The sequence below is a fragment of the Pseudomonas sp. GL_139_B genome (assembly GCF_057834475.1).
The window spans coordinates 1,373,891-1,395,517 of record NZ_CM174403.1; the positions used below are offsets into that span (position 1 = coordinate 1,373,891).

At 58.2% G+C, this 21,627-nt stretch carries 19 protein-coding genes, 1 tRNA gene and 2 pseudogenes; 3 read left to right on the forward strand and 19 right to left on the reverse strand.

Translation table 11 applies throughout. The features are described from left to right. The first annotated feature begins 235 nt into the window (after positions 1–235). The gene (gene tam, locus AC3ISI_RS06170) at positions 236–1,006 is read left to right on the forward strand and encodes a trans-aconitate 2-methyltransferase (RefSeq protein WP_489335946.1); all 771 of its coding nucleotides are present in this window, start codon (positions 236–238) and stop codon (positions 1,004–1,006) included. Positions 1,007–1,114: 108 nt separating this feature from the next. On the opposite strand, the gene AC3ISI_RS06175 is transcribed toward tam, so the two are convergent. The 5 genes and pseudogenes from AC3ISI_RS06175 to AC3ISI_RS06195 all read right to left on the reverse strand — a co-directional run bounded on the left by AC3ISI_RS06175 (position 1,115) and on the right by AC3ISI_RS06195 (position 2,901). Then, positions 1,115–1,384 carry a short-chain dehydrogenase gene (locus AC3ISI_RS06175; protein WP_489335948.1) on the reverse strand — a complete coding sequence of 90 codons (270 nt, stop codon included), beginning with the start codon at positions 1,382–1,384 and terminating at the stop codon, positions 1,115–1,117. A 161-nt stretch (positions 1,385–1,545) separates the two neighbouring features. Further along, positions 1,546–1,727 (reverse strand): annotated as a pseudogene (locus AC3ISI_RS06180) (helix-turn-helix domain-containing protein); the annotation flags it as partial. Then, positions 1,727–2,029: a type II toxin-antitoxin system HigB family toxin gene (locus tag AC3ISI_RS06185; protein ID WP_489337635.1), complete on the reverse strand. Its 303-nt coding sequence runs from the start codon at positions 2,027–2,029 to the stop codon at positions 1,727–1,729. The pseudogene AC3ISI_RS06180 and the gene AC3ISI_RS06185, both read right to left, overlap by 1 nt. Before the next feature lie 284 nt (positions 2,030–2,313). Further along, positions 2,314–2,721, reverse strand: coding sequence for a type II toxin-antitoxin system HicB family antitoxin (locus tag AC3ISI_RS06190; RefSeq protein ID WP_489337637.1), 408 nt, complete (start codon positions 2,719–2,721; stop codon positions 2,314–2,316). A 37-nt stretch (positions 2,722–2,758) separates the two neighbouring features. Beyond that, positions 2,759–2,901: pseudogene (locus AC3ISI_RS06195) on the reverse strand (type II toxin-antitoxin system HicA family toxin). Between the two features lie 504 nt (positions 2,902–3,405). Here AC3ISI_RS06195 and AC3ISI_RS06200 point away from each other — a divergent pair. Both AC3ISI_RS06200 and AC3ISI_RS06205 read left to right on the forward strand, forming a co-directional pair. After that, positions 3,406–3,936: an Arm DNA-binding domain-containing protein gene (locus tag AC3ISI_RS06200; RefSeq protein ID WP_489335949.1), complete on the forward strand. Its 531-nt coding sequence runs from the start codon at positions 3,406–3,408 to the stop codon at positions 3,934–3,936. After that, positions 3,897–4,829 (forward strand): LysR family transcriptional regulator, encoded by a 933-nt coding sequence (locus AC3ISI_RS06205; protein WP_489335950.1) that lies wholly within the window; start codon positions 3,897–3,899, stop codon positions 4,827–4,829. The genes AC3ISI_RS06200 and AC3ISI_RS06205 overlap by 40 nt, the downstream gene beginning before the upstream one ends. Here AC3ISI_RS06205 and AC3ISI_RS06210 read toward each other — a convergent pair. The 14 genes from AC3ISI_RS06210 to AC3ISI_RS06275 all read right to left on the reverse strand — a co-directional run bounded on the left by AC3ISI_RS06210 (position 4,787) and on the right by AC3ISI_RS06275 (position 21,616). Continuing rightward, positions 4,787–5,158 carry a DUF485 domain-containing protein gene (locus AC3ISI_RS06210; protein WP_489335951.1) on the reverse strand — a complete coding sequence of 124 codons (372 nt, stop codon included), beginning with the start codon at positions 5,156–5,158 and terminating at the stop codon, positions 4,787–4,789. The genes AC3ISI_RS06205 and AC3ISI_RS06210 overlap by 43 nt on opposite strands. 27 nt (positions 5,159–5,185) lie before the next feature. Continuing rightward, the gene (locus AC3ISI_RS06215; RefSeq protein WP_489335952.1) at positions 5,186–6,844 is read right to left on the reverse strand and encodes a sodium:solute symporter family transporter; all 1,659 of its coding nucleotides are present in this window, start codon (positions 6,842–6,844) and stop codon (positions 5,186–5,188) included. Positions 6,845–6,921: 77 nt separating this feature from the next. Further along, positions 6,922–8,079, reverse strand: coding sequence for a M20 aminoacylase family protein (locus AC3ISI_RS06220; RefSeq protein WP_489335954.1), 1,158 nt, complete (start codon positions 8,077–8,079; stop codon positions 6,922–6,924). A 1,219-nt stretch (positions 8,080–9,298) separates the two neighbouring features. Then, positions 9,299–9,706 (reverse strand): hypothetical protein, encoded by a 408-nt coding sequence (locus AC3ISI_RS06225; protein ID WP_489335955.1) that lies wholly within the window; start codon positions 9,704–9,706, stop codon positions 9,299–9,301. A 652-nt stretch (positions 9,707–10,358) separates the two neighbouring features. Next, a tRNA-Gly gene (locus AC3ISI_RS06230) sits at positions 10,359–10,432 on the reverse strand. 180 nt (positions 10,433–10,612) lie between these two features. Next, positions 10,613–11,497: an alpha/beta fold hydrolase gene (locus AC3ISI_RS06235; RefSeq protein WP_489335956.1), complete on the reverse strand. Its 885-nt coding sequence runs from the start codon at positions 11,495–11,497 to the stop codon at positions 10,613–10,615. Positions 11,498–11,809: 312 nt separating this feature from the next. Beyond that, complete coding sequence (locus tag AC3ISI_RS06240) at positions 11,810–12,502, reverse strand: pseudouridine synthase (RefSeq protein ID WP_489335957.1); 693 nt, start codon at positions 12,500–12,502, stop codon at positions 11,810–11,812. Positions 12,503–12,558: 56 nt separating this feature from the next. Beyond that, complete coding sequence (locus AC3ISI_RS06245; RefSeq protein ID WP_452625268.1) at positions 12,559–12,753, reverse strand: cysteine-rich CWC family protein; 195 nt, start codon at positions 12,751–12,753, stop codon at positions 12,559–12,561. A gap of 213 nt (positions 12,754–12,966) precedes the next feature. Continuing rightward, positions 12,967–14,745 carry an allophanate hydrolase gene (gene atzF, locus AC3ISI_RS06250; protein ID WP_489335958.1) on the reverse strand — a complete coding sequence of 593 codons (1,779 nt, stop codon included), beginning with the start codon at positions 14,743–14,745 and terminating at the stop codon, positions 12,967–12,969. A gap of 25 nt (positions 14,746–14,770) precedes the next feature. Then, a complete protein-coding gene (gene uca, locus AC3ISI_RS06255; RefSeq protein WP_489335959.1) occupies positions 14,771–18,421 on the reverse strand; it encodes an urea carboxylase in 3,651 nt (1,216 codons plus the stop codon). 191 nt (positions 18,422–18,612) lie between these two features. Continuing rightward, on the reverse strand, positions 18,613–19,266 hold the full coding sequence (locus tag AC3ISI_RS06260) for an urea amidolyase associated protein UAAP2 (protein ID WP_489335960.1): 654 nt from the start codon (positions 19,264–19,266) through the stop codon (positions 18,613–18,615). An 11-nt stretch (positions 19,267–19,277) separates the two neighbouring features. Then, the gene (locus AC3ISI_RS06265; protein ID WP_489335961.1) at positions 19,278–20,003 is read right to left on the reverse strand and encodes an urea amidolyase associated protein UAAP1; all 726 of its coding nucleotides are present in this window, start codon (positions 20,001–20,003) and stop codon (positions 19,278–19,280) included. A 12-nt stretch (positions 20,004–20,015) separates the two neighbouring features. Then, positions 20,016–20,804, reverse strand: a complete 789-nt coding sequence (locus AC3ISI_RS06270) for an ABC transporter ATP-binding protein (protein ID WP_489335962.1) — start codon at positions 20,802–20,804, stop codon at positions 20,016–20,018. Continuing rightward, complete coding sequence (locus AC3ISI_RS06275; RefSeq protein WP_489335963.1) at positions 20,801–21,616, reverse strand: ABC transporter permease; 816 nt, start codon at positions 21,614–21,616, stop codon at positions 20,801–20,803. Before AC3ISI_RS06275 ends, AC3ISI_RS06270 begins: the two co-directional genes overlap by 4 nt. Positions 21,617–21,627 lie beyond the last annotated feature (11 nt).

The window sequence follows — 21,627 nt, forward strand, 5'->3', positions numbered from 1 at the left end:
ATGAGCTGGCCTTGCTCCTTGCGTGCAAACCAACAGGTTCGGGTTCCTTCCGACGGGCCGCGATTGGACTATAGATGCGATATTCAGACTGTCAAAATCGCTTTATGGCTGGATCGACGAGCGGTCAATTTGTTGCGTTGGACAAAGGCCGGGATAGGGCCGTATGCGTTGGTCGAGGTATCGTATCGGACCGGTTGTCGGCCTCTGGCCCACAACACACCGACAGGAGAACGCAATGAGTTGGTCCGCCAAACAATACGTCGCTTTTGAAGATGAACGCACCCGCCCGGCGCGCGACTTGCTCGCTGCGATTGCGCCCGTGGACGCGCGCTCGGCCATCGACATCGGTTGTGGGCCCGGTAATTCGACCGAGTTGCTGGTTGAGCGCTTCACTAACGCCACGGTGCGTGGCGTCGACAGCTCGACCGACATGATCGAGGCCGCTCGCAAGCGTTTGCCAAACGTGCAGTTCGACATCGTTGATATCGGAACCTGGAACAATAGCGGCCCGTTCGATGTGATATTCGCCAACGCCGTGTTGCAGTGGCTGCCCGATCACGCGACGTTACTGCCGTCGCTGGCCGCCCGACTGACCCAGGGCGGCAGCCTGGCCATTCAGATGCCCGACAACCTCAACGAACCGTCCCATCGCCTGATGCGCGAAGTGGCCGCCGAAGGCCCTTGGGCCAGCAAACTGGCGGACGCCGCCGGGCAACGCACGGAAATGGCGAGTGCCGGCAATTATTACTCGATGCTGCGACCGCACTGCACGCGCGTCGATGTGTGGCGCACCACTTACCATCATCCGCTGGCGGGCGGTGCGGCGGGTGTGGTCGAGTGGTTCAAGGGCAGCGGTTTGCGGCCGTTTCTTGAACCGCTGGATGCCGCGGAAAAGGTGCAGTACCTCAAGCAATACCATGCTGCGATAGAGCAGGCTTATCCGGCGTTGAGCGATGGTTCGGTGCTGTTGCCGTTTCCGCGGTTGTTTATTGTCGCGACTCGGTAAGCACACACTGAACCTGTGGCGAGGGAGCAAGCACCCTCGCCACCGTGATACGTCACAATAGTCGGCCATGAAACGCAAAGGACGCCCCGAAAGGCGCCCGCTATCACGTCAGGATGGTTCTGCATCCATGCGTCGAGCGATGACATCCAGCACATCGCAACCGTCGCGCAAAGGCACACAGAGGAGCAATGCAAAATCGCTGAGGATGACCGAGTCAGTGGTGATATCACCTCGCATTGCGAGGTTTTCCAGGATCTGCGTCACGGCCCGAACTCTGTAACTGGCCGTGCTGAGCAGTGAGTGCAGCGGTTGGGTGGTGTTGACGAACAGGGAAGGTAGATCGTCGGCGTTGCTGGTTAAAGCCATATATTCTTTCAAGATTGATCAGCATGATAGGAGGAAGATCTACCACTCAATCGTCGCCAAACAATAGGGTGGTAGCTGTACGCGGGTTGGCGAACCGGGCCATGGTAAAACCGGCAGACCCTAAGGTCTCCCACGCACAGCCACCAAAAAGAGGCAGCCAAGTGCGCTCAAAAGATGGCCTCAATCGGATCGGACGGCGGCATTGGGTAATGCTCGTCTTCGTATTTTTCGATGAGCAGCGCCAGAATTTCCAGCTCATCGCCTTCAGGTGAACCAATGTCTGCCCCCCACAGTTGCTCCATCGAGCAAATGCATCAGTCAGGTCTTCTTGGCTGCGAATAGGTTTAATGTTCATTACACGGTCTCCGCGTTGATCTGATCATATTGGGCGTGGGTGCCAACGAATCTGATGAAGCCGAGCTGTCGTTGATAGTCGACTGCCAGAATCACGCGATATTTGTTGCCGCCGATGTTGAATACAACCCTGCCGCCCTTGAAAATTCTGGCAATTCTCAGCTCCGCCCTGACCTCTTGAGGCGTGCGATAAACGGCTTTTTCCATATGTCGATACCATTCAACAAGCGGTGTTTCTGCGTCAGTGTAGGCTGAACTGCTTTCCCAAAATTCCCTCAATGTCCCTTTTGCAATCACTCGCACCGCAAGTCCTCCCGTTTTGGGAGGTGGTCGTCTTCGCATTGACGAGATGCAACCGTACCAGTGCAATGCCATAGCGGTCGCGAGCCCCTGAAACCCTATTGCATTGACGAAATCCTTGATAGGCGCAAGAAAAACGCTAGCAGGGCCACCAGTGAATGGTTGATCTACACCTGATTTTGCAGTCACTGACTGGCCACTTAGGCCGAAGAACAACGGTTCACTAAATCCCACCCACAAAAAACCGGCCACTCAGGGCCGGTAGATACGTCCCTGAAATAAGTTCATCAGTTTTGCTGCAATACCTTAAGTGCTGCCGAGGCGAGAAAACCTGAACGGCTTTTCTCTTCTGGATGATGCAGTACGTACTCATCGATTCGGTTGAGCAGGTAGCCGGGCAGTGTGATGTTCAGCTTCTGGGCTTTGCCCAGATACTTGGTGACATCAATATCCACCAAAGCCCACGTGCAGCGTGCGTACTGCGGATTGGCCGCATGCAAAGTGACCTTGTTCGCGGCTGGAATCGGCGAACCGTCTTCAGCCAGGATTTCGAAATGACCCTCAATGGCTTCGCGAGCCATGGCCATCGCATCGTCCAAATCCTCACCGGCAGAGAAGCAGCCAGGAATATCGGGTACTTCCACGCCCCAAGCGTGTTCATTATCGCCTATTGAAATCGCAATCGGATAAAGCATGTTCATTGTCCTCCTGTGACGCCGCGCATGGAGATCCTCAGAGCAGCGCCTGTTGCAAAATACTGATAGCCGTTTTTTTTGAGCAGATCCTTTTTCGGGTGAGGAACTGTCACCAGCCCTGATTCGAACCAGGTACCATCCATCCGCAACGATTTGGCTTATCAAAAATCGGCTATTCACATCACCTCCCTGTGGTGTGCTTAGGTGGTTACTATGCCTACTGATTTTTTATGATCAACACTATAACCACTGAGCCTTCTTTGGCGGCTCTGGTCAGGTGCGAAGAAACCAGTCTAGGAGGGCTTGAGGAGAGGGTTTGGGGATAACCTCAAATGAGGTGTTTTCTGTATTGCAGGGTTTTGCATCCCTACCGAAGCGCTGCGTAGCTCAATTTTCAGGCATAAAAAAACCGGCCACTCAGGACCGGTTTTTTTCTATCTCTACGTCCCCCGTCAAAACCACCTCAACGTGAGACCAAAATTCGATTGGAGCGGGTGAAGGGAATCGAACCCTCGTTATCAGCTTGGGAAACTATGGTGGGTGGAGTATCAGACAGACGCGTAAGGTATGCTTGTGCGTGTTTAACCTCTCTAGATCAAGGCTTTTCGCTAGGTGGTCAGTTTCATGCTATTCCGCCGATTACCTCCATGTTCTGGCCTAACGGCCCCCAGATACGGCCCCCAAATGCTTACGGATAAACAGATCAGGGCAATGAAACCTGAGGAACGGGAATACACAGTTTCGGATGGACGCAGTGCGAGAGGCGAAGGCGTTTTGATGCTGAGGGTGCGACCTACCGGCACCAAAGAGTTTTATTTCCAGCGTCGACTGGATGGAAAGAAAATCAAAACCAAACTCGGTACGTGGCCAGCAATGAGCCTGACTGGCGCGCGTGATCTGTGCCGAGTGGAAAAAGAAGTGGTGATAGCCGCTGGCACCTTTCAAAACCTGTTGGATGCTTACACGAACAAACTTGAGGCCGAAGGCGCTGCCTCGGCTTCGGATGTGAAGTGGTCACTGAAGCATTACGTCGCTGAAGCGAATATTCGTGACGAGAAAACAGCCAAAAGCAGAAACTCGAAACCCGCGATGCCAGATCAATATGGACGCAGGTGGGCTTTTGTAGGATTGTCCTTGGCTATGTCCAATAGATCCGACAGTCAAGAAAGAGAAAAATGGATACTAGGAAACTGCGTCACGTCCTGGGGCTGGTAGAGCACCTGACATTCACCCGAGCCAGTATCGAGGTCAACCTGAGTCAGCCGGCCCTGACTCGGAGCATTCAGTCGATCGAGGCCGAACTTGGGGTTCAGTTGTTTGATCGCGGGCCCACTGGTGTTGAGCTGACCCCCTACGGCGAGGTGTTTACCGAACGGGCGCGTAAGGTACTGGCCGAACTCAATGAGTTACGCCGGGACATCGAGTTGGTGCGGCGCGGTGAGTATGGAGAGATTGCCCTGGGTTTCGGGCCGACGGCAGCCGCCCTGCTCAAGACCCCACTGCTGGAGCATTTTGCCCTGAATGCACCGCAGGTACGGCTGACCGTCAAAGGCGGCACTTATGAAGAGTTGTTGAGATTGCTGCTGGAGGAGAAAATCGACATTTTTTTCGGCGATGTGGCACTGCTGTCCTATCGGCAGGATTTGCAGGTCGATTCGTTACCCAGTTGGCGCAGCGGTTTTTTTTGCGCCGCCAACCATCCTCTGGCGCAAAGAAGCCTGGTCACCCCGGCCGAGTTGTTGGATTACCCCTTGGGTTGCATCAAGTTGTCTGCGTGGGCCATGGCTGACCTGGATGTGTATTTTGAGGGATCTATCGAGGCGGCTATTCATTTTCAGACTGATGTGCTCGCAGATCTGGAGGCATTGGCTCTGGCTGGGAGCTCGGTGATCTTTGGCAGCCGTCCGGCTTTTTGGCAGGCATTGGGCGGCGGTCGGTTGCAGGAAATCGCCTTGAGTCCGCCGCTGCAACGAAGCGCGCGTTTCGGCTCGGTCAGCCTTGCAGGACGTACCTTGGCCCCCTCGGTGAAGGGGGCCAAGGCGTTGGCCCATAAAATATTCGCAGGTTACGCCGAACTGCTGGCCGTGGCGCCCGCAGTTGACGATTGATCAACTTGGAGCTGGGTGCCTTTAGCGTCGGCCGAGCGCTGCATTTCACGCAACAGCGGATCGATGTGGCGGTTGGCGTACCAGGTGTAGAAGCCGGTGACAGCGACACAGAACCAGTACAGGCCAATTCCCGCCACGATTCCGGTTGTCAGCCGCGACTCTGTCGACAGCGGCAGGGTCAGCCAGTGGGGAACAAAGGCTACCAGCAGGATAAAGCCGAAGTAGGTGCTCAGGGTCAGTACAGTCAGCCCCAGGATTAACCTGAGGCGGATCTTTTTTAGACGGGCTAGAGACGTGTCGCTTTTGGGGGCAATGAACGGGGTCGGCATGGTAGGTACCTCGTTTGCAGTTAGGGGTCAGTGAGCCACGGCGTTGCTGGCGTTGATGCCGGTCAGCGAACGGTAGTGCTGGGCATCGAACCTGGCGCGCTCGGCTTGGGCCGACGGGCTGCGGTCGGTGACCGAGGCGACCCAGGCGGCGATAAAGGCTAGGCTCATGGAGAACAGCGCAGGGTTGGAATAAGGGAATATCGCCGTATCGTGCCCCAGCACTCCCACCCAGATCGTCGGCCCCAGTACCAGCAGGCCCACCGACGAGATGAGACCGCACAGGCAGGCGGCGACGACACCTCGGGTGGTCAGTCCACGCCAGAAGATCGACAGAATCAGCATCGGAAAGTTGGTGCTTGCGGCAACCGCGAATACCAGACCAGCGAGGAAGCTGATGTTCAGGTTCTGCACCAGTTGCGAGAGCAGCAGGGCGACGAGGATCAGGGTAATGCAAGCCCCCCGGAATATTTTCAGTTCTCGCTTGGGGTCATTTTCTTTCTGGCGGAAGAGGTGGGTATAGATATCGTGGCCGACCGCCGACGCGCCGGAGATGGTCAGGCCGGCGACGACTGCGAGGATGGTGGCGAAGGCTACGGCGGACATCACCCCCAGGAACAGTTCGCCCCCGAAGAAGGTACCCAGGTGCATCGCGGCCATGTTGTTGCCACCGATCAGGGTTTGGCTGGCGGTGTCGAGGAACTGTGGGTTACCTATGACGAAAATCGCTGCACCCGCGCCGATCACCACCAGCAGGGTGTAGAAGTAAGCAATGATGCAGGTGGCGTAGAAGGCCGACTGGCGGGCGGCGGCGCCGTTTTTCACGGTAAAGAAGCGGATCAGGATATGGGGTAGACCGACCATACCGAAGATCAGCGAGACTCCAAGGGAAATTGCATCAATCGGGTTGGCTATCAGTTTGCTGGGGGCCAATACGGCCAAGCCCTGGGGATAGGCTTTGATCACTCTGTCGAGCAGCTGGTTAGTACTGAAACCGACACTTTTCAGCACCATGAAACAGAGGAAGCTGCCGATTGCCAAAATCAGCACGGCCTTTGTGATTTGCACCCAGGTGGTGGCCAACATGCCGCCAAAAAGCACATAAAACAGTACCAGAATGCCGACCATGCCCACCGAGAGCAGATAGGGCGTACCAAACAGCAATTGGATCAGTTTGCCGGCGCCGACCATCTGCACCACCAGATAGAGCAGCACGATGACCAGAGAGTTGGCGGCTGTCAGCAGGTGTACCGGGCGTTTTTGCAGGCGGAACGAAACCACATCCGACAGGGTGTAATGGCCAAGATTGCGCAAGGGTTCGGCCACCAGAAACAACAGGATCGGCCAGCCGACCAGGGTGCCGACCCCATAGATCAAACTGTCATAGCCGTAAAGGGCCTGCATGGCCACGGCGCCGAGAAAGGTCGATGCTGACATATAGTCGCCAGCCAGGGCAAAGCCGTTTTGCCAGGGCGTGATGCCGCCGCCGGCGGTGTAGAAGTCCGCGGTGCTGTGGTTGCGGCGGCTGGCCCAACGGGTGATGCCGAGGGTCAGGGTGATCAGCAGGAAAAACGGCACCAGGGTGTGCCAGTTGGCGGCGTAACTGCTGCCAGTGGCCGCACTGGCCGGGTTCGAAAGCAGCAGCAGGAACAGCAGTGAAAAACACGCTGGAAGGGTTTTGGGTTTCATGCCGGGCTCCGGACTTAGTTGTTGTTGTTGTTGTTGTTGTTGTTGTTGTTGTTGTTGTTGTTGTTGTTGTTGTTGCGTCAGGCGCCAAGGCGCAAGCGAACTAATTGCTCAAACATCGCGACTCCAGTGCTCGCCACCTCATCGTTGAAGTCGTAGTGCGGGTGGTGACACATGGGGCCGTCCTGCCCCAGCAGAAAATGACAACCGGGACGCTCCTGGAGAAACACTGCGACATCATCACCGGCCATGATCGGTGCGACGTTGTCGAACAGGTTATGGGCTCCGACTACACTCTTCGCGGCGCGGATCACGTGCTGGGTATGCTCCGGACTGTTGACCACCGGTGGGGTGCTATTGGACAGCGTCATGTCGATTTGACAGTGATGACTCAATGCCAGCCCCTGGCAGACCTCACGCATGCGCTCGATGACCTGTTGGCGAACAGGAATGGACAGGGTGCGCACGGTGCCATTGAGCTGGGCGAACTCAGGGATAACGTTGTTGGTCTCTCCAGCCTGGAAGCGGCAGACACTGACGACTGCATTCTCTATCGGATCGACGTTGCGGCTCACGATGCTTTGCAGGGCTGTGACCAGGCTCGAGCCGATAACGATCGGGTCGACGCTCAAATGGGGCATGCCGCCGTGGCTGCCCACGCCGGTGATGCGGATCGAGAAGAAGTCCACCGAGGCCATCTGGGCACCAGTGCGTACGCCAATGGTGCCCGCCGCCAGGGAAGGGTGATTGTGCAGGGAATAGACTTCGTCGAAAGGGAAACGCTGCAGCAAGCCATCCTCCAACATGGCCCTACTACCCTGGATGATCTCCTCGGCAGGTTGGAATATCAGCACCACTTTGCCGCTAAAATTCCGCTTTTGGGCCAAGAGACGGGCCGTGCCCAAGAGGATGGCAGTATGGCCATCGTGGCCGCAGCCGTGGAATATTCCGTGATTCAGGGAGCGATAAGAGGGCTGCCCTTCTTCGACGATAGGCAAGGCATCCATGTCGGCGCGAAAGGCGATACTCGGTCCAGGGCCAAGGTTGCCGTGGATCACCCCGATGACACCCGTCTGGCCAATACCGGTGTGCGTTTCGATATCCCAGGAACGCAGGTGTTCGGCGACGAAGTTGGCGGTCTTGTGTTCCTTGAAAGCGATTTCCGGCTGGCTGTGAATCTGTTGGCGCCAGGCGCGCATATCGGTGGTCAGGGCTTGGATTTCAGGGCAAATAGCCATGTGCATGGATCCTTTGACTTGGGGGCTGAGAGTAGAGCTGCCAACTCTGCCCGCATCATGCCGGAGTGCAAATGCCCTGGACCAATGCAAACCTCGGACGTAGCTATGCGTACTTTGCATAGCCGAGGCACCCTGTAGTTATCGGAGGTTCAGCCACCTGGTCGTGGCGCGGGTTACTTTCATTTTAAGTTTTGCTGCTGGTCGATTTCGGTTGGGTATGACCGGCAGCAGTCGCTCCGTAAGGACTCTGAGACTGATCCAATTGGCTTAGGTGGGAGTTGTCGCCGATCACAACAATACAGGGATTCAATTTGCCAGCAAAACGACGGTTTTCTTGAATGAAGGACCGCTTCTAGCCGTTCTCTGCCGATCATGATTACAAAGCGTGCAGGACAAATCCGATGCAATCGCTGGTCAGGTCGAACGCAACCGGCTGGTCAAGTGGAGTGCAATTTCGCAGTAGCTTGCGTTTCAGCCAAAGCTGGCGGGCCGGCCGACCGGTAGTGGCCCTAGCTCGACGTCGGCCCCTGCGCGCGCATGATGGCGACGACACGGGACAATTCGTTCTCACTCCGCGTGAGCAGGGCCGCCATGTAGAAGTGCATGTGCATGCCCATCACGCGGTCCTCAGTGCGGCCCGTGTACTTGCGCCACTGCGACCCTTCCTACACCAAAATCTCCCCGATTTTCATAACCGGTCTATCTGTCGCTTGGTGCTTGAGCAGTGCACGCACCGATGTGCCTGCTCTTCACAGGAAAAATCTCGCGCCTAGAAAGTGCAGGCAAGGAACGCACTTTTCCCCCTCCCGCCGATGGGCTTCGTGTACAAATTTTGCGAAAAGAATCGGGCGATGAAAACAACCCTCCAGCCCAAGGCGGCTGTGGGGCTTGGCGGGTTAGAGCGTTTTTCATTTTGTGAAAGGTTTTTCAGTTTTTGGAAAAGAAAACTCACACGACACACTTGATGGTGTGCAGACGGAGAAAAGAGAAGAGGCCCGGACTAGGGCGGTGGAAAACGGGAAAACGCGGAGAAGGGTGTGTCTTCCAAATTGGCACGCCAACTTTTCGATGGGGAATTGCTGAAGCCAGGCGGGGAGTGTTGCAGGGCGGTAGCCCTTATGGCTGAAGGGCTACAAGCGTTTTGCAGGGTGGATTCAAGATTTCATTTTTTTACACAAGGAAATCGCCAGGGAAACACAGTCTGTGATGTCAAAAAAATTCAAATCTCAACAGTGATGGAATGGGTATCCGTCACTTCGGTCTCCTGTGCCTCTTCACGTTCTCTCATGAATTTGACATGGGGGAGATTGAATTCATTGGTTAACCGTTTGTGTTCCTCTGCGACCATTGGATGAAGTAGGTTTTTTAGCAGCGCAGCCAGCTTGTTGGCGGTGCTTTCATCCAATTTATTTACGGTGCCGGTTGTTCCCGCCGCGCAGCTTACATTTGCAGATGGGATGTCCAGAGCTGCAAGTGCACCCCAAATGTAGCCTCGGAGAAATGTCTGGTTGGTATGCAAAACCTTGCTTTCCGGCGTGCCCTGATTGTCCCAGTCCACCTTGTACTTATTTCCAACCTTGATAACGAGGATCACGGGCAGCGCTGGCTGCTTGCTGATGGTCTTCATCTGACGTCTGTTCGCCTGTTTAAAGTTAAGTGCCGAGTCAGCTAGGAACATAACATCCAGGATGGCCCCGTTGCTCGGACCCAATCCCGGTGGCTGAATTTACAGCGACGCTTTTAACCCCGTTACAGATCAACCTTTGCCTGGCCTGACGGAGCAGTTTTCAGGTGGTCGTCAAAAGTGGCTATTTTTCGCCACCCTGTCCGCAAACGAGCGATTAATGCTCTGTAGCCCGCGTAGAACGTGGCTTTGATACATGGCGGTCACGTGGACGGGTGGGCTATTTAAAAAGGTATTTATAAAAAAACCTTTATAAATCAGTCAGTTAAAAGACGGCGTTAATAGCCTTCGTGATAGCCCCGTAAATACCTGCGGTGGCGAAAAAAAGAGGGTTAGTGAAAGCGCTGGAAGCCTTGATCTGTATAGGTTGGAGAGGGGAAGGAAAAATTAAATACCTTTAATAGTCACTTTAAACCCCAACCTGAAAATAAAAATTCGCTTCTACGGCTGGGGGGATCTAAAGGTTGATACTCGCAGGCGCTGGGGAAGTACCTGGTTCGCTGGAGTGGGGAGAGCAGTTCTAAGAAGTGGCCCCCGATACGGCCCCCAGTTGGTTGCAGTGATATACATGCACCGCTGGAAGCCTTAAAAATAGTGGAGCGGGTGAAGGGAATCGAACCCTCGTTATCAGCTTGGGAAGCTGGAGTAATGCCATTATACGACACCCGCTCAGAGCGGCTGACTTTGTACCAGATGTGCGCGTGGAAATGAAGTTTTTCTTTGCGCGAGACGACTTTAGCGCAGGTGAAGCTGGCCAAAGACCGCGAGGCGGTCTTTCGCGGGCAAGCTACGTTCCTACAGGAATGCGTTCAACACTGTAGGGCGGGGCTTGCTCGCGAGGACGCAGTTTCAGATTGCCAGTGCATGGTTATCCTTGACGTAGTGGTAACGCGTTCGGCTTTCATGCTGCGATGGTTTCAGGAAGCCCATCAGTGCATTGCGGCTGTCTCGGCAGGCGGCTTTGTGTTCCATGTCGAGAAAGTGGCCGGTCGCTTCCAGTGTCGTGAAGGTGGCGTTCTGAACGTGGTTGGCGAACAATCGCGCGCCATCGGCGGCGGTGTATTCGTCCCATTCGCCGTTCATGAACAGCACCGGCACGTTGATTTTCTCCGAGGCTTTGAGGAAGCACTGGCGATCACTGTGCAGCAGGTCGCTGATGTGGAAGTGCATCTGCCCGTATTCATGATCGGCCAGGCTGCTGACGTGCCGGTAATTGAAACGCTTGAACAGGCTAGGCAAATGTTTGCCGATGGTGCTGTTCACCAGGTTGCCGACCCGGTCGCCGTCGCGGCTGCCGAGGTAGTCGACTCCGCGCTCAAGGTAGTCGAGCATGTGCGCGTTGATCTCCGGGGAGAACGAGCTGATCACGGCTTTTTCGATCCGCCGTGGCCGATGGGCGAGGGCGACCAGGGTCGCGGCGCCGCCCCAGGAAAACGACAGCACGTGTTCGGCGCCGAAGTGGTCGATCAGCTCCAGCAGGATCTGTCCTTCGACTTCCTTGGTCAGCAATTTCTCATGCAGGTTGTGGGCTTTGGACCGGCCCGCGTAGGGCTGGTCGTAGCAGACTACGTTGAACTGCGGATGAAGGTTTTTCACGGTTTGTGCAAACGACGCAGTCGTGGCCATCGAGCCGTTGACCAAGATAATGGTCTTCTCTGCGGCGTCTGCGCGATAGAACTCCGTGTAGACCCGATACTGACCCTGTATATCCAGCACAGCGATTTCTGGCCTCATGTCATATGACTCCTGGCAAGCGGGTATGCGCGCAAATGAGATTGCACGAGCTTTATGACAGGTAGGCATACGCCTGGAATTTTGGGGCCCATGTCGATCCGTAACAGCAGGTCGACGGGTATTATTATTGGCGGGCAGTCTGCCGGTCTGAGGTGGAACCTGAAGGTTCTCTAACCGACAAAAAGTTTCTTAGAGGTATGTGGTGACTCATCAGTCACATTTCGGCTGACGACCTGATTCAAGCAGGGGCGACGCCTTCGCGCAAGAGCCTTTTGTAAATTGTTCGACAACTTCTGCTGAGCGGTCGCCTGCTTAGATCAAATGAATCTCTTCGGTGCGCAATGCGCGGTACTCGCCCGGTTTTAGCGCGTTATCGAGCACCAGCGGGCCCATGCGCTCGCGGTGCAGGCGCATGACCTTGTTGTCGAAGTGGCCGAACATGCGCTTCACCTGGTGATAGCGGCCTTCGACGATACTCAGACGCGCCGACTTCGGTCCTAGAAGCTCTAGCTCGGCAGGCTGAGTGGTGAGGTCTTCGAAGGCGAAATACAGCCCTTCGGTAAATTTCAGTGCGTACTCCGGCCCGATATCTTGCTCGGTCTCGACGTAGTAGACCTTGGGCAGTTTGGTTTGCGGTTGGGTCAGGCGTCGCGACCAGCTGCCGTCGTTGGTGATCAGCATCAGACCCGTGGTGTTGAAGTCGAGGCGACCGGCGATGTGCAATTCGTCCTTGTCCGGTTCATCGATCAGGTCCAGGACCGTCGGGTGCTCCGGGTCGCGGGTGGCACTGACGCAGCCGGGTGGCTTGTGCAGCATGAAGTAGCGTGCAGGTTTGCCGACTTGCAGGACTTCTTCGTCGACTTCGACGCGGCTGAATTCGAGCACCTCGGCGTGCGGGTCGCTGGCGATGTTTCCGTCGATCCGCACGCGCTTTTCCACCAGCAACAGGCGTACCTGCTTACGGTTGAAGCGCGGCAGGTTGCTGAGGAAACGGTCAACGCGCATGGCAAGAGATCGGTGGGAAAAGGGCGCGTATCTTACGTGATCGGCCGGGCGCTTGCTTACAGCTGCGCTTCGACCTGCGCACAGCGTGGGCACAGGCAAGATTTGTCGCGCAGTTCAGGGGGCAGCGCTTCGAGCACGGCCGGGTCGATGCTGACGCCGTAGCACCAACACGCGCGATCAGCGGTTTGCGGGGCGGCCAGGGTGCAGTCGTTGGACGCGCCGCAGGCCGGGCACAGTTCAGGCCGGTTCATAAAGGGTTACTCATAACGCGAGTGAGATATTTCCAGGTTGCCTGGCAGTGAGCCGATGGCAAGCATTCTAATGGGACTGCTGGAAAATAACTGGCGTAATTGCGCTGGACCTTGTGGGAGCGAGCCTGCTCGCGATGGCGGTGCATCAGGCGACATCATAGGTGAATGTGCTGACGCCTTCGCGAGCAAGCTCGCTCCCACAGGGATTGGTGTTCAGGTCAGGGATTGTAGATATGCACGCCATCCGCCGAGATGACTGATATCTACCGCCCCCTCCAACCCATACGCCTCACAGATAAACCCGCTCTCCCAACGTCCGTCCGCCAGTTGCACCTTGCCCAACCCCAGCGGCGCCGGAATCCCGGTCAAGAACGAGCCCAATTCACTGCTCGGCAATTCCCACACCTCCACCGCAATCGCCACACCGCCATCCTTCACCCGAACCATTCCCGGACGAAACGGCGGGCCACCGGCCAACGCATACAGTTGATAATCCGGCGAGCTGAACGTCGCCTCGACCAACCGGGCCCCGCGCCGCTTCAACTGCCAGTTCAGCGCCAGCCCATCCAGATGCGCGCCACACACCACCAACCGCGCCCGGTCGTTGCGCGCAACCGCCGTTGGCGCTGGTGCATTCAGACCTTGCTGGCGCTGGAAAGCATCCGCCACGCTCAACAAATACTGATCGGTAAACGCCCGGCCAAACAGCGTCACGCCCCATGGCAGGCCATTGCCCATGAAGGCGCTAGGTACGGCCACGGCGGCGTAATCGAGCAGGTTCATGAAGTTGGTGTAGTAACCCAGTTCCGAATTGCGCAGCACCGGTTCGGCGTCCAACTGCGCCAGTGTCACCGGGCGGCCGATGGTTGGCGTGACCACGCAATCGAGTCCTTCCAGTGCCTTGTCGCACAGCGCCTTCAAGGCTTGCAGTCGGTATTGCGCGCGGAAGGTTTGCACGCCAGTCACAGCCGGCGCTTTGGCCAGCACTGCACGAATCACCGGCAGCACCGCTTGCGGATTTTGCTCCATCAATTCGCCGGCCACGCTGTAACGCTCGGCCACCCATGGCCCTTCATAAAGCAAGCGTGCCGCTTCGAGAAACGGCGACATATCCAGTTCGACGGCTTCACCGCCCAACGCCTTGAGTCGGTCGATGGCATCCCCGAACAACCGCGGGCCTTCGGGGCAACCGAAGAACTCCAGATCCTGCGTGCGCGGAACGCCGAAGCGCAAAGGACGAGGTGAGCCGAACGCCGATCCGTCGTTCCACAGCGGGTTGCTGCGGCTGTATTCGTCGCGCGGGTCGAGGTGTGCGGTGAGTGCGAGCAACTGACTGGCTTCGCGAGCCGTAGCCGTGAAGGTCGTCACGCAATCGAGCGTGCGGCAGGCCGGCACCACACCCGCTGTGGAGATCAATCCTTTAGTGGCTTTCAGTCCCACCAGATTGTTCAACCCCGCAGGTACACGACCCGATCCCGCGGTGTCTGTGCCCAAGGAAAAGCTCGCCACGCCGAGCGCCACCGCCAGCGAAGACCCGGCGCTGGAACCGCCCGACGGATACTCCGGCAACACGCTGTTCGGACACGCGCCATACGGCGAGCGGCTGCCGTTGAGGCCGGTGGCGAATTGATCGAGATTGGTCTTGCCCAACGGAATCGCTCCCAGTGCCAGCAACTGCTCGACGATTGTCGCCGAACGTTCCGGCACATAGGCAAAGTCGGGACACGCCGCGGTGGTCGGAATACCCGCCAGGTCAATGTTGTCCTTGATCGCAAACGGCACGCCGTACAGCGGCAGGCTGTCGATGTCGCGGCCGTCGAGGGCGGCGAGGTACGGTTCCAGTTCTTCGACACTGAGCAAGTGGATGAACAGGTGATAGTCCGGGTTCAGCGCGGCAGCTTTGTCGCGCAGGCTCGGCAGCAGTTTTCGAGGCGTGGTGCTACCGTCGCGGTAAGCGCTGCGCAGGACGTCGAGTTGCAGATTTAGGGTCATGGGGTTAATCCTTTTCGAAATGGCTTCAGTCGACTTCCAGCACTACAACGCGCTGTCCGGCGCGCACCGCCGAACCCGGTTGCACACGAATCTCGCGCACCACGCCGGCCATCGGCGCCAGCAGCGGAATTTCCATCTTCATCGACTCCAGAATCACCAGCACATCACCGGCGGCCACGCGACTGCCGGTTTCCACCTGAACCTGCCAGAGGTTGCCGGCAATGTGGCTGTCGACGCTCATTTCACCGCTGGCCAGCGCTGCATCTTCGGTCGCTTGCGGGGCCAATTCTTCGCTGTCGAAATGCGCCTGACCGCTGGCGATCCAGCGCTCGCGTTCAGCGTTGAAAGCGCCTTGCTGCTGATCGCGAAACGCGGCGATGGTCTCGGCTTCTTTGGTCAGGAACGCCTGATAGTCTGCGAGGTTCAACTGACTGTGTTCGATGTTCAGCTCGAAACGCCCGAGCGGGAAGTCCTTGCGGATGCGCAGCAGTTCATCGGCGCTCACCGGGTAGAAACGGATCTGGTCAAAGAAGCGCAACAGCCACGGTTTGCCATCGAACGCGGCGACTTCGCGGTAGCGATTCCACATCTGCAAGGTGCGCCCGACAAACTGATAACCGCCGGGGCCTTCCATGCCGTAGACGCACATGTAGGCGCCGCCGATGCCCACTGAGTTTTCGGCGGTCCAGGTGCGGGCCGGGTTGTATTTGGTGGTCACCAGACGATGACGCGGGTCCAGTGGGGTGGCGACTGGAGCGCCGAGGTAGACGTCGCCCAGGCCCATCACCAGGTAGCTGGCGTCGAACACCGTGCGCTGCACTTCGTCGAGGTTGGGCAGGTCATTGATGCGACGGATGAACTCCAGATTGCTCGGGCACCACGGCGCGTCCTTGCGTACGGTGGTCATGTATTTCTCGATGGCGAGCTGGCAGGCCGGGTCGTCCCAGGACAGTGGCAAGTGAACGATGCGCGAGGGAACTTGCAGGTTCTTGGCGGCACACACGGCGTCCCATTCACCAGCGACGATGCCGATCAGGTCTGCCAGTGGCAGTTGCTCAGGTTGGTAGTGCACTTGCAGCGAACGGATGCCTGGGGTGAGGTCGATTACGCCGTGCAGGTGTTTGCTTTCCAGCGCTTGCATGAGGGCGTGCGCGCGGAAGCGTAAAACTAGATCAAGTTCCGGTGCGCCGATTTCAAGAAGAAGGTGAGTATCCCCCGACAGCCTCGCTACTAGCCGTGTATCCCCCTGACCCAAATCCAACACCACAGGCGACTCAACCCCCTGTAGGAGCTGCGGTGCGGCGATCCGACTTGCCAGCGAAGAGGCCTGTCCAGACACGGCATCAACTTCTTCGCTGGCAAGCCAGCTCCTACAGGGGGTGTTCCATTTCAAGGCGAGGGTGCGGGCGGTTTTGATATCGACGGGGATGAACTGCACTTTGTCCCCGGCCTTGAGTTGCCCCAGTTGCCAAAGGTCAGCTTCGATCACCGTCACCGGGCATACAAAGCCACCGAGACTCGGGCCATCCGGGCCGAGGATCACCGGCATGTCACCGGTAAAATCCACCGCCCCGATGGCGTATGGATTGTCGTGAATGTTCGACGGATGCAGTCCCGCTTCGCCCCCATCGGCACGCACCCATTCCGGTTTCGGTCCGATCAGGCGCACGCCGGTTCGGCTGGAGTTGAAATGCACTTCCCACTGGGTCGCGAAGAACGTGCCGATGTAATTTTCGGTGAAGTATTCCGGTGCGCCATGGGGGCCGTAGATCACGCGGATTTGTCGCACGGCAGGCAATGCGGTGACTTGAACGTCAGACAGTTCAGCACCAACACTACGGTCGATCAAAGCAGGAACATGCAGCACGTCACCGGCCCGCAAGGCTCGACCACCATGCCCGCCAAACTGACCGAGGGTGAAGGTGCTTTTGCTCCCCAGATAATCCGGTACCTGCAAGCCACCGCGTACGCACAGATAGCTGCGCGCGCCGGCACCGGCCATTGTGCCAAGGCTCAACGTGGCGCCCGCCGGAATCAACAACGCCGTGTTCATTACGACGGTTTCACCGTTCAGCGTCAGCGGAATCACCGCGCCAGTCACCGTCACCACCGCATCACAATTGAAGCGCAGCAACGGCCCGCTCATGGTGATTTCCAGCGCGGCGGCACCTTCTTCGTTACCCAGTAAAAGGTTACCCAGACGCAGTGCGCGGCTGTCCATCGGCCCAGACGGCGGCACACCCACCGCCCAATAGCCGAGGCGCCCCGGATAGTCCTGAACGCTGGTTTGCGTCCCTGCGCTGAGCACTTCAAAGGTGTTGGCCTGATAGACCAAACCTTCCAGGCAACGCGTCCACGGCTGGCCGCTGGCGAATGGCGCATCGAGCAGAATTTGCCGCAAGTAATCGCGGTTGGTTTCCACACCATAGAGCTGACTGTCAGCCAATGCCTGATGCAAATCGGTGCGCGCTTCTTCGCGGGTCGGTGCCCAGCTGATGACCTTGGCGATCATAGGATCGAAATACGGCGGGATCTCGCAACCGGCCTCCACCCAGGTGTCGATGCGCAGTTGAATACCATTGGCGGCAGGGAAACTCACGGCGGTGAGCAAGCCCGGGCTTGGCTGGAAATCACGCCCCGGATCTTCGGCGTACAGCCGTGCCTGAATCGCGTGCCCTTCAGCTCTCAACCCTTGGCTCAACTCACGCAGTGGCGGCAAATCACCGGCTGCGAGTTCGACCATCCAGCGCACCAGATCGACCCCCCAGACTTGTTCGGTGACGCCGTGTTCGACCTGCAAACGGGTGTTCACTTCAAGGAAATAGAAGCGTTGATCTTCGCTGTCGAAGACAAATTCTACGGTGCCGGCGCTGCGGTAGTTCACTGCTTTAGCCAGTTTGATGGCGGCTGCGCACAGGTCGTCGGCCATGCTTTCAGGCAGGTTCGGCGCCGGGGTTTCTTCGAGGACTTTCTGGTTACGCCGTTGCACCGAGCAATCGCGCACGCCGAGGGCAATCACCTCGCCCCGGCCGTCGCCGAACACCTGAACTTCCAGGTGCCGCGCACGCTGGATGTACTTCTCGATGAACACACCGGCGTCGCTGAAGTTGTTCTGGCCGAGGCGTTTGACGGCTTCAAAGGAGTCACTCAACTCTGCGGCACTGCGGCACACGCGCATGCCGATGCCACCACCGCCGGCAGTGCTTTTGAGCATTACTGGGTAGCCGAGCTGTTCGCCGGCGATCAGGGCGGCGTCGAGGCTGTCGAGCAATTCGGTGCCTTCGAGCATTGGCACGCCATGTTGTCTGGCCAAGGCACGGGCGGTGTGCTTGAGGCCGAACACGCGCAGCTGTTCGGGTGTCGGGCCGATGAACGCGATGTTGGCGGCTTCGCAGGCCTCGGCGAACGCAGCGTTTTCCGAGAGAAATCCGTAGCCGGGATGGATCGCCGTCGCGCCAGTAGCTTTGGCGATGGCGAGGATCTTTTCGACCGCCAGATAGGTGCCGGCGGCCGCGCCTTCACCGAGGCTGTAAGCCTCATCGGCTTGCAGGATGTGCAGGCTGGCGGCATCGGCTTCGGAGTACACGGCGACGCCCTTGACCTGTAATTCACGCAGGGTGCGCAGGATGCGGCAGGCAATGGCGCCACGGTTGGCAATCAGGACTTTTTCGAACATGGCATAACCCCTGGAGGCGATAGCGCATCAGCCTCGACCTGGGATGCGGGCCGTCCCGCAGTTCTTCGAAATGCACCAGGGCCGTCCCCGATGACAGAAATTCACACCGCCCTGTAGGAGCGGTTACTTGATGCACTGGCCGGAGCGGGCCTGACACAGGGCGAACAACCATTTACGCAACCGCGCGAATTTCAGTTCCATACCAGTAACTCCGCGGGCGTCGGGTTGTAGGCGTTGCACGGGTTGTTCAGTTGCGGGCAGTTGGAAATCAGTACGATCACGTCCATCTCGGCCCGCAGGTCGACGTATTTGCCCGGCGCCGAAATGCCGTCTTCAAAGGTCAACCCGCCGTCCGCTGTGACCGGCACGTTCATGAAGAAATTGATGTTTGGCCCGATGTCGCCCTTGCCCAGTCGCCCGTCGTGGACGCAGGCGCGCAGGTAGTTGTCGCGGCAGCTGTGCATGTAGCGTTTTTCCAGGGCGTAGCGCACGGTGTTGCTCTCTTGCGCGCAGGCGCCGCCCAAGGTGTCGTGACGCCCGCAGGTGTCGGCGACGATGGTCAGCATTGGCTTGCCGAGGTTGGAATACAGCACGCTGCCGGTGCTCAGGTACACGCTGTTTTGCCGGCGCAAGGTGCGTTGCACGTCGTAGCGTTCTTTCGGATTGGCCACGCTGTAGAACAACGTATCGACGGCTTGATTGCCTTCCAGGTCGAGGATGCGCAAGGTCTGGCCGGTCTTGACTTCCATCAGCCACGGCTCGCCGGCGGGGATGGTCGCGCGGTAGATAGCAGCTTCTGGATGCCTGCTTGTGTGAACGGCAGCAGTAGAGATTGCAAGTGACATGGCAGCGATCCTCAGGCGAACAGACGGTCGGTGTTGATGAAGCCGCGCTCGTTTTCCGGGCGGGATGTGCGGCAGTGTTCGGCGACGCTGGCGTCGGCGTTCATCCAGCTGAGCTTCAGGGGTTTCGGTGCGTATTCGGGCGACGGATCCATCGGGTGTTGCAGGGCGGTGAGTACCACCAGTGTGTCCATCGGCGCGTACAACTCGATGTAATCACCGGCCCTGGAATTGCCTTCGACGAAGTGGAAGCGTCCGGCTTCATCGACGTTCACCCGGCTGAACAAGTTGAGGGTCATCAGCAAGTCCGACAGGCCCAAACCCCATTTGCCCAGCTCCACCAGCAGGTTGTCAGTACCGTTGCGGAAGAAGCCGTTGCGCAGTTCCTGATAGCGCCCCGCACCGTATTTTTGCGCGACTTCTTCAGCACAGAGCACACCGCCGAGGCTGTCGCTCCAGCCACAGGTGTCGGCAGTGATTGCAGCCAGCACGCGGCCCATGTCCGAGTACAGGCAGTGGCCGCTGGTGAGCTTGGCGGTGTGTTGGCATTTGAGGCTGTCGGGCAGGTTCAGGCGTTCGGTTTTTTCATTGGCGTTGAGAAGTGTCAGGCTGACGTTGGCTCCGCCACGCAGGTCAGTCAGGCGCAGCAATTGGCCGCGCTTCAGCACGAACGAACGATGGCCACCACCGGGCAGCAATTCTTCGGCGAAGGGTGTGAACAGTTGGGTCGAATCAGTCATTTGCAGATTCCTCTAAGCGATACGAAGCGTGCCTGCCAGTGGCAGCGGCAGGGCGTCGACGGCGGCACGGGTGGTGCGGCGGTCGCTGTTCAAAGGGATGTCGTAGGTGATACGTGCGCCATAGGCGCCGGGGGCGTGCGGGTCGACGCGGACCTTGTCGAACACCAGCAGGCGCGTGCCGAGGCTGAAACCTTCGGACAGGTCATGAGTGACCATAAACACCGTCAGTTGCGTCTCGCGCCACAGCTCCAGCAGCAAGGCGTGCATGTCTTTGCGGATACCCGGGTCGAGCGCGCCGAAGGGTTCATCGAGCAGCAACACGCGAGGTTTCATGATCAGTGCCTGGGCGATGGCCAGCCGTTGCTGCATGCCACCGGAAAGCTGCGCCGGGTACTTGTCCAGCGAGTGATTGAGGCCGACTTTGTGCAGCAACACCGAAGCCTGCTCCCGGGCATCACGCTTGGCGCTGCCAAACAGACGTCCGAGCAACGGCGAGCGTGGCAGTTCGAGGCCGAGGGCGACGTTGTCCAGCACCGTCAAATGCGGGAACACCGAGTAGCGCTGGAACACCACGCCACGACTGGAATCCGGTTCGCCGGCCAGAGCCTGACCGTCGAGCAGAATCTCGCCGCGACTCGCGCGTTCCTGGCCGAGCAACAAGCGCAGGAAGGTTGATTTGCCGCAGCCTGAGGCGCCGACGAGTGTGCAGAACTCTCCTTCTTTGATACTGAGACTCAGTCCTTCGAGCACCACTTGGTCGCCGTATTGCTGCCACACGTTTTTTACGGTGATGAAGCTCATGCGCGTGCTCCTTCATACCAAGGGAAAGCACGTTGGGTCAGGCGCTTCAGGCCCCAGTCCATCAGCCAGGCGAGGAGGGTGATCCACACCACGTACGGCAGGATCACGTCCATCGCCAGGTAACGGCGCACCAGGAAGATCCGGTAACCGAGGCCATCGGTCGAGGCGATGGCTTCAGCGGCAATCAGGAACAACCACGCTGAACCAAGCATCAACCGCAACGAGATCAGCAAGCGCGGCAGCAGTTGCGGCAGCACCACGCGCAGCATCAAGGTCCAGGTCGAGGCGCCCAGGGTCTGCGCCTTGATCAGCAACTCGACCGGAATTTCCCGGGCGCGTTGTTCCAGATCACGGGCCAGGGCCGGGGTGATGCCGATCACGATCAGCATCACTTTCGACAACTCCCCAAGTCCGAACACGATGAACAGAATCGGCAGGATCGCCAGCGGCGGCACCATCGACAGTACTGTCAACAACGGTGACAACGGCGTACCGAACAACGGTAAAGTCCCGGCAGCCATGCCCAGGCACAGCCCCGCCAATGCGCTGATGCCGAGGCCGATGGCCAAGCGGCGCAGGCTGGAAGCGCTGTCCTGCCAGAGCAGGTATTCACCGGTGCGGGTGTCGGCGACTACGGCCAGGCGTTTCACCGCGTCGGACATCTGCACGGCGCTTGGCAATAGCTTGTCGTTGGGGTTGTCTGCCAGTCGCTCGGCCGAGCCCATGAAGTAGGCGAACAGCACCAGGGCAAATGGCAGGATCACCAGCAACAGGCGACTCGGGCGGTCCAGGTGGCGATTGATCAGGCGCATGGCCAGCTCCT